We start from the raw sequence: 6,050 nt of genomic DNA, 5'->3' as shown, positions 1-6,050 counted from the left end.
ATCTAGGATCTTAGCGCGCTTTTATGTTAGAATTCGCACAATTTTTTGGCATAGTAAAGTAGCACAGCAATGATCTTAGATGATATTCGCATCGTTTTAGTTAATACCTCACACTCTGGCAACATTGGTTCGGCGGCTCGCGCCATGAAAACCATGGGTTTATCAAAACTGTATTTAGTGGACCCTGCTTGTGAAGTAGACAGCCATGCAAGCGCCTTAGCAGCCGGTGCAACTGATGTTTTAGGCAATGCGGTTATTGTTGATACCGTGGCTGATGCCATTGCCGATTGTGCATTAACTATTGGTACGAGTGCTCGTTCGCGCACGCTGTCTTGGCCTATGGTTGAGCCACGTGAGTGCGGTGAAAAGCTAGTTGCTGAGGCTGTAAACGGCCCTGTAGCGCTTGTATTTGGCCGTGAAAACAGCGGTTTAACTAACGAAGAACTACAGCTGTGTAATTACCATGTATGTATTCCTGCAAATCCACAGTACAGCTCGCTTAATTTAGCTATGGCGGTACAAACGCTAAGCTACGAAACGCGTATGGCGTTTTTAAATCAGCAGCCAAAGGCTGAGCAAGCAGACGATGAGACTGCTTACCCAAGCTCAAAACAAACAGAGTTATTTTACGAGCATTTAGAAGAGACGCTCGATAACACCGGTTTTATTATTAAGCAGCATCCAGGTTTAGTAATGACCAAGCTACGCCGTTTGTTTAACCGTGCACGCCCAGAAGAGGCAGAGCTAAACATATTGCGCGGTATTCTTACCTCAATTAATAAATCTATTCCTAAGTAAGGTATAGCGATTGGTTATAAAAACCTGCGGGTAAATAACGAGCTAATACTTGACTAAAACACTCAAGTAATTACAATACACCTAATACTTGACCAAAAAGGTCAGGTATTAAAAATTTGTTAATAGAACAGTGTTCTTTAATCAAATTTTTATCAAGTGATAATACTTGACTATTTTACTCTGGTAATTAAAATTTGCACTCTTTTGTGCGGGGGGCGTTATGAAGTTAACATCAAAAGGCAGATATGCCGTAACAGCTATGCTGGATGTTGCACTACATGCGAGTGTAGGTCCTGTTGCCCTTGCTGATATTTCACAAAGACAAGAAATTTCTTTGTCTTACCTTGAGCAATTATTTGCCCGTTTACGTAAAAATGGCTTAGTGAGCTCGGTTCGTGGTCCTGGTGGCGGTTATTTGCTAGGCCGAGAAGCCGCGGTTATCTCTGTTGGCGATGTAATTAGCGCCGTAGACGAATCGGTAGATGCAACACGTTGCCAAGGTGCCGATACCGGGTGTCAAAGCGGTATGCGTTGTTTAACTCACAACCTATGGTCTGATTTAAGCGCACGTATCGAAGAGTTTTTAAATAATATTACCTTAGCTGAATTGGTGGAAAAATCAGATGTGAAAGAAATCGCATCTCGCCAAGATAACAGCATCAATAATGCAATTAAGCAGTTGGAAAACATTCAAGTAAGCTGTCAACTATAAAAGTTGACCTGCAGCGGAGAGAGAAATGAAGTTACCGATTTATTTAGATTACGCAGCGACCACGCCTGTTGACGAGCGTGTTGCAAAAGAAATGATGCAATGCCTGACAATGGACGGTAATTTTGGTAATCCTGCGTCACGTTCGCACCGTTTTGGTTGGCAAGCTGAAGAAGTAGTTGACCAAGCGCGTACAGACATTGCCGATTTAATTAATGCCGACCCGCGTGAAATTGTTTTCACATCGGGCGCAACAGAATCAAATAACCTTGCAATTAAAGGTGCAGCGCAGTTTTACAAAAAGAAAGGTAAGCACGTTATTACCGCTAAAACTGAGCACAAAGCAGTAATCGACACGTGTCGTGAACTTGAGCGCCAAGGCTTTGAAGTAACCTACATGGACGTTGAAGAAAACGGCCTGTTAGATCTTAAAAAGCTTGAAGAAACTATGCGTGACGACACTATTCTTGTCAGCATTATGCACGTTAATAACGAGCTAGGTGTAATTCAAGATATCAATACTATTGGCGAAATGTGTCGCGAACGTAAAATTATGTTCCACGTAGATGCAGCACAAAGCGCAGGTAAAGTATTAATCGACGTACAACAGCTTAAAGTTGATTTTATGTCGTTCTCAGGCCACAAAGTATATGGCCCTAAAGGTGTTGGCGCACTTTACGTTCGTCGTAAACCACGTGCTCGCCTAGAAGCGCAAATGCACGGTGGCGGCCATGAACGTGGTATGCGTTCAGGTACACTTGCAACTCATCAGCTAGTAGGTATGGGTGCAGCATTTAGAATTGCTAAGCAAGATTTTGAAAAAGATCACGCACACATCAGCGCATTACGTAAACGCCTAATTGACGGCATTATGGCTGATATGGATGAAGTATACTTTAACGGCGCACAAGACCAATCTGTACCAGGTATTGTAAACATCAGCTTTAACTTTGTTGAAGGTGAGTCGTTACTTATGGCAGTAAAAGACATAGCGGTATCATCAGGGTCTGCGTGTACATCAGCAAGCTTAGAGCCTTCATATGTATTACGCGCACTTGGCCGTAACGACGAACTAGCACACAGCTCAATTCGTTTTAGTATTGGCCGTTTTACTACCGAAGAAGAAATTGATTACACCGTTGAATTAATGAAAAACTCTATCGGTCGCCTACGCGAGATGTCTCCTTTGTGGGAAATGCATCAAGAAGGTGTTGATTTAGATTCAGTTGAATGGGCTCACCACTAATACGAGTGAGCACCTACCGTAGCAGGTAATGAGGATAGAATTATGGCTTATAGTGATAAAGTAATCGACCACGTAGAAAACCCACGTAACGTTGGTGTTTTAGACAAAAATGATCCGTCAGTGGCAACGGGTATGGTTGGCGCACCAGCATGTGGTGACGTAATGAAATTGCAAATTAAAGTATCGTCTGAAGGCGTTATTGAAGATGCAAAATTTAAAACATACGGTTGCGGCAGTGCAATTGCTTCATCGTCACTTGTAACAGAGTGGGTGAAAGGCAAAACACTAGACGAAGCATCAACTATTAAAAACACTGATATCAGTGCAGAGCTTGAATTACCACCAGTGAAAATTCACTGTTCAATTTTAGCTGAAGATGCAATTCAAGCAGCAATTGCTGATTACAAAAGCAAACAAGCGAAGTAAGAGAAATTCATGGCAGTGACATTGACAGATGCGGCAGCAAACCGCGTACAATCATTTTTAGCAAACCGCGGTAAAGGTTTAGGCCTGCGCGTTGGCATTAAAACGACGGGCTGTTCAGGTCTTGCTTATGTACTCGAGTTTGTTGATGAGCTAAACGAAGACGATGAAACCTTTAAAGCTAAAGGCGTTACCTTAATTGTTGACGCTAAAAGCTTGGTTTACATTGACGGCACTGAGCTTGACTACACCAAAGAAGGCTTAAATGAAGGGTTTAAATTTAATAACCCTAACCAAGCCGACGAGTGTGGTTGTGGCGAAAGCTTTACTGTTTAAGCCCAGCTACCTTTGTAGTATTTTTAAGCCCTGCCAGTAATTGTAGGGCTTTGTTATTTGTGAAATTTGTATTTCTAAATTTTATTGGTTGAAGTTATGCGTTACTTTGAGTTATTTGCAATACCAGTTGATTACAACATTGACTTGGCAACAATAAATAAGCATTACCTAGAACTGCAGCGCGCAGTGCATCCCGATCGCCACGCTAATGCGAGCAGCCGTGATAAGTTAATGGCCGTACAAAGTACCGCTGAAATTAACGATGCGCTACAAACGCTAAAACACCCAGTAAAACGAGCTGAATATATGCTCAGCGAACTAGGTGTTGATATTCGAGCTGAGCAACAAACATTGCAAGATCCAATGTTCTTAATGCAGCAAATGGAACTGCGTGAAGAGCTTGAAGAGCTCGCTTCAGCAAGTAATCCTGAGGCCGCTATCGCCAATTTTGAATCACAAATAAAGCAATTAAAAATCCAATACAGTAATGAACTTGCCGAGCAACTTGCAAGTAACGACGAGGCGCAATATCAACAAGCTGCTGACAACATTCGCAAATTAAAGTTTGTATATAAATTAGAAGACGAACTTGAGCGCATTGAAGACAGTTTATTTGACGATTAATTACTTGCTGTAAAGCGAGCAACACGAGTTTAAAGAGCATTATGGCATTATTGCAAATTGCTGAGCCGGGGCAGAGCGCGGCACCACATGAACACAAATTAGCAATAGGTATTGACCTAGGTACCACTAATTCATTGGTTGCAACGGTACAAAGTGGCGAAGCCCGCACATTAACAGATGACCTTGGTGCAGCCATGTTGCCATCGGTTGTGCGTTACCAAGCTGGCGGCATCACGGTAGGCGCCGATGCTGCACAAGCTGCAACACAAGACCCAGCCAATACCCTTATTTCAGTTAAGCGTTTTTTAGGTAAAACCCAAGCTGAAATAGAGCAAAGCTACGGCCAATTACCGTACCAGTTTTGTGAAGATAACGGCTCGCTTGCCATTCAAACCGATGCCGGAAAAATCAGCCCTGTTAAAGCCTCTAGCCATATTTTAGCGGCTCTAAAAGCGCGTGCAGAGCAAAGCTTTGGTAATCAAGATATTTTAGGTGCAGTAATTACTGTGCCTGCGTACTTTGATGACGCACAGCGCCAAAGCACTAAAGATGCAGCCGAGCTTGCTGGCATTAACGTATTACGTTTATTAAACGAGCCAACCGCTGCGGCAGTCGCTTACGGGTTAGACTCGGGCCAAGAAGGTATCATTGCTGTTTACGATTTAGGCGGCGGCACCTTTGATATTTCTATACTTCGCTTACACCAAGGTGTGTTTGAAGTAATGGCAACTGGCGGTGATTCAAGCTTAGGTGGCGATGATTTCGATTCGTTATTAGTCGATTACTTTAAGCAGCAAACCGGTATTTCGGCATTATCACCTTCTGTGCTTCGCTTATTTATTAATAAAGCAAAAGCCTGTAAAGAAGCGCTAAGCCAGTATGCAAAAGTAAATGTAGTGCTTGAATTTGACGAGCAAAAACACACCGTAGAAGTGACACGTGAAACCTTTGACGAGCTGGCTATGCCACTTGTTAAAAAAACACTTCGTTCGTGTCGTCGTGCAGTAAAAGATGCAGACATCGAAAACGAAGAAGTGCTGCAAGTTGTAATGGTAGGTGGTTCAACTCGCATGCCACTGGTTCGCAGCCAAGTTGAAGGCTTTTTTGAAAAAGAGCCGCTAACATCAATCGACCCGGATCGTGTTGTTGCACTAGGTGCTGCATTACAAGCTGATGTATTAGTAGGTAACAAGCCCGATTCTGACATGCTATTACTTGATGTATTGCCACTGTCGCTTGGCCTTGAAACGATGGGTGGGTTAGTTGAAAAAATAATTCCGCGTAATACCACTATTCCTGTTGCTCGTGCGCAAGAATTTACCACCTTTAAAGACGGCCAAACGGCAATGTCTTTACATGTGCTACAAGGTGAGCGCGAACTGGTTGACGATTGCCGCTCGCTGGCTAAATTTAGCTTAAAAGGCATACCGGCTATGGCAGCAGGCGCTGCACATATTCGAGTTACCTTTAAAGTGGATGCCGATGGCTTGTTAAGTGTATCAGCAATGGAAAAATCAACGGGTGTGCAAGCTGAAATCCAAGTTAAACCATCGTTTGGCTTATCTGATGACCAAGTAGCTAACATGCTCAAAGAGTCAATGAGCAACGCTAAAGATGACATGCAAGCACGTATGCTTAAAGAGCAACAAGTAGAGGCGCTACGTGTTATAGAAGCACTAGAGGCGTCACTTGCTAGCGACGGTGACTTGCTCGACGATATTCAACTTGCTAATTTAAAAGCTGAAATAAGTGAGCTTGCTAAAGTGCGCGAGACCGCACAGCAACCAGGTGAAATTAAAGCCGCAATTGAAAAAGTAGATAACGCTAGCAGCGATTTTGCCTCGCGCAGAATGGATGCATCAATTAAAAAGGCCCTTACAGGGCAGTCAGTAGACAACGTTTAAAGAGGTTAGA

At 43.1% G+C, this 6,050-nt stretch carries 7 protein-coding genes; all 7 read left to right on the top strand.

Annotated features, from left to right (window positions below; all coding sequences use genetic code 11):
- Nucleotides 1-69 precede the first annotated feature (69 nt).
- The 7 genes from trmJ (at nt 70) to hscA (ending at nt 6,040) form a co-directional block, all read left to right on the top strand.
- Nucleotides 70-798 carry a tRNA (cytosine(32)/uridine(32)-2'-O)-methyltransferase TrmJ gene (gene trmJ, locus B2R65_RS08870; protein WP_054982876.1) on the top strand — a complete coding sequence of 243 codons (729 nt, stop codon included), beginning with the start codon at nt 70-72 and terminating at the stop codon, nt 796-798.
- Between the two features lie 220 nt (nt 799-1,018).
- On the top strand, nt 1,019-1,510 hold the full coding sequence (iscR, locus tag B2R65_RS08865; protein ID WP_004585770.1) for a Fe-S cluster assembly transcriptional regulator IscR: 492 nt from the start codon (nt 1,019-1,021) through the stop codon (nt 1,508-1,510).
- Between the two features lie 25 nt (nt 1,511-1,535).
- A complete protein-coding gene (locus B2R65_RS08860; RefSeq protein ID WP_004585771.1) occupies nt 1,536-2,753 on the top strand; it encodes an IscS subfamily cysteine desulfurase in 1,218 nt (405 codons plus the stop codon).
- Between the two features lie 42 nt (nt 2,754-2,795).
- Nucleotides 2,796-3,179 (top strand): Fe-S cluster assembly scaffold IscU, encoded by a 384-nt coding sequence (iscU, locus tag B2R65_RS08855; protein ID WP_004585772.1) that lies wholly within the window; start codon nt 2,796-2,798, stop codon nt 3,177-3,179.
- A gap of 9 nt (nt 3,180-3,188) precedes the next feature.
- The gene (iscA, locus tag B2R65_RS08850) at nt 3,189-3,512 is read left to right on the top strand and encodes an iron-sulfur cluster assembly protein IscA (protein WP_004585773.1); all 324 of its coding nucleotides are present in this window, start codon (nt 3,189-3,191) and stop codon (nt 3,510-3,512) included.
- 96 nt (nt 3,513-3,608) lie between these two features.
- Nucleotides 3,609-4,136, top strand: coding sequence for a co-chaperone HscB (gene hscB / locus B2R65_RS08845; protein WP_004585774.1), 528 nt, complete (start codon nt 3,609-3,611; stop codon nt 4,134-4,136).
- A gap of 41 nt (nt 4,137-4,177) precedes the next feature.
- The gene (hscA, locus tag B2R65_RS08840; RefSeq protein ID WP_286742014.1) at nt 4,178-6,040 is read left to right on the top strand and encodes a Fe-S protein assembly chaperone HscA; all 1,863 of its coding nucleotides are present in this window, start codon (nt 4,178-4,180) and stop codon (nt 6,038-6,040) included.
- Nucleotides 6,041-6,050 lie beyond the last annotated feature (10 nt).

The sequence above is a fragment of the Pseudoalteromonas sp. UBA2102 genome (genome assembly GCF_002331165.1).
Taxonomy (GTDB): Bacteria; Pseudomonadota; Gammaproteobacteria; order Enterobacterales; family Alteromonadaceae; genus Pseudoalteromonas; species Pseudoalteromonas atlantica.
The sequence above is the reverse complement of the archived record's forward strand: the minus strand, read 5'-3'. Positions and strand labels throughout refer to the sequence as shown.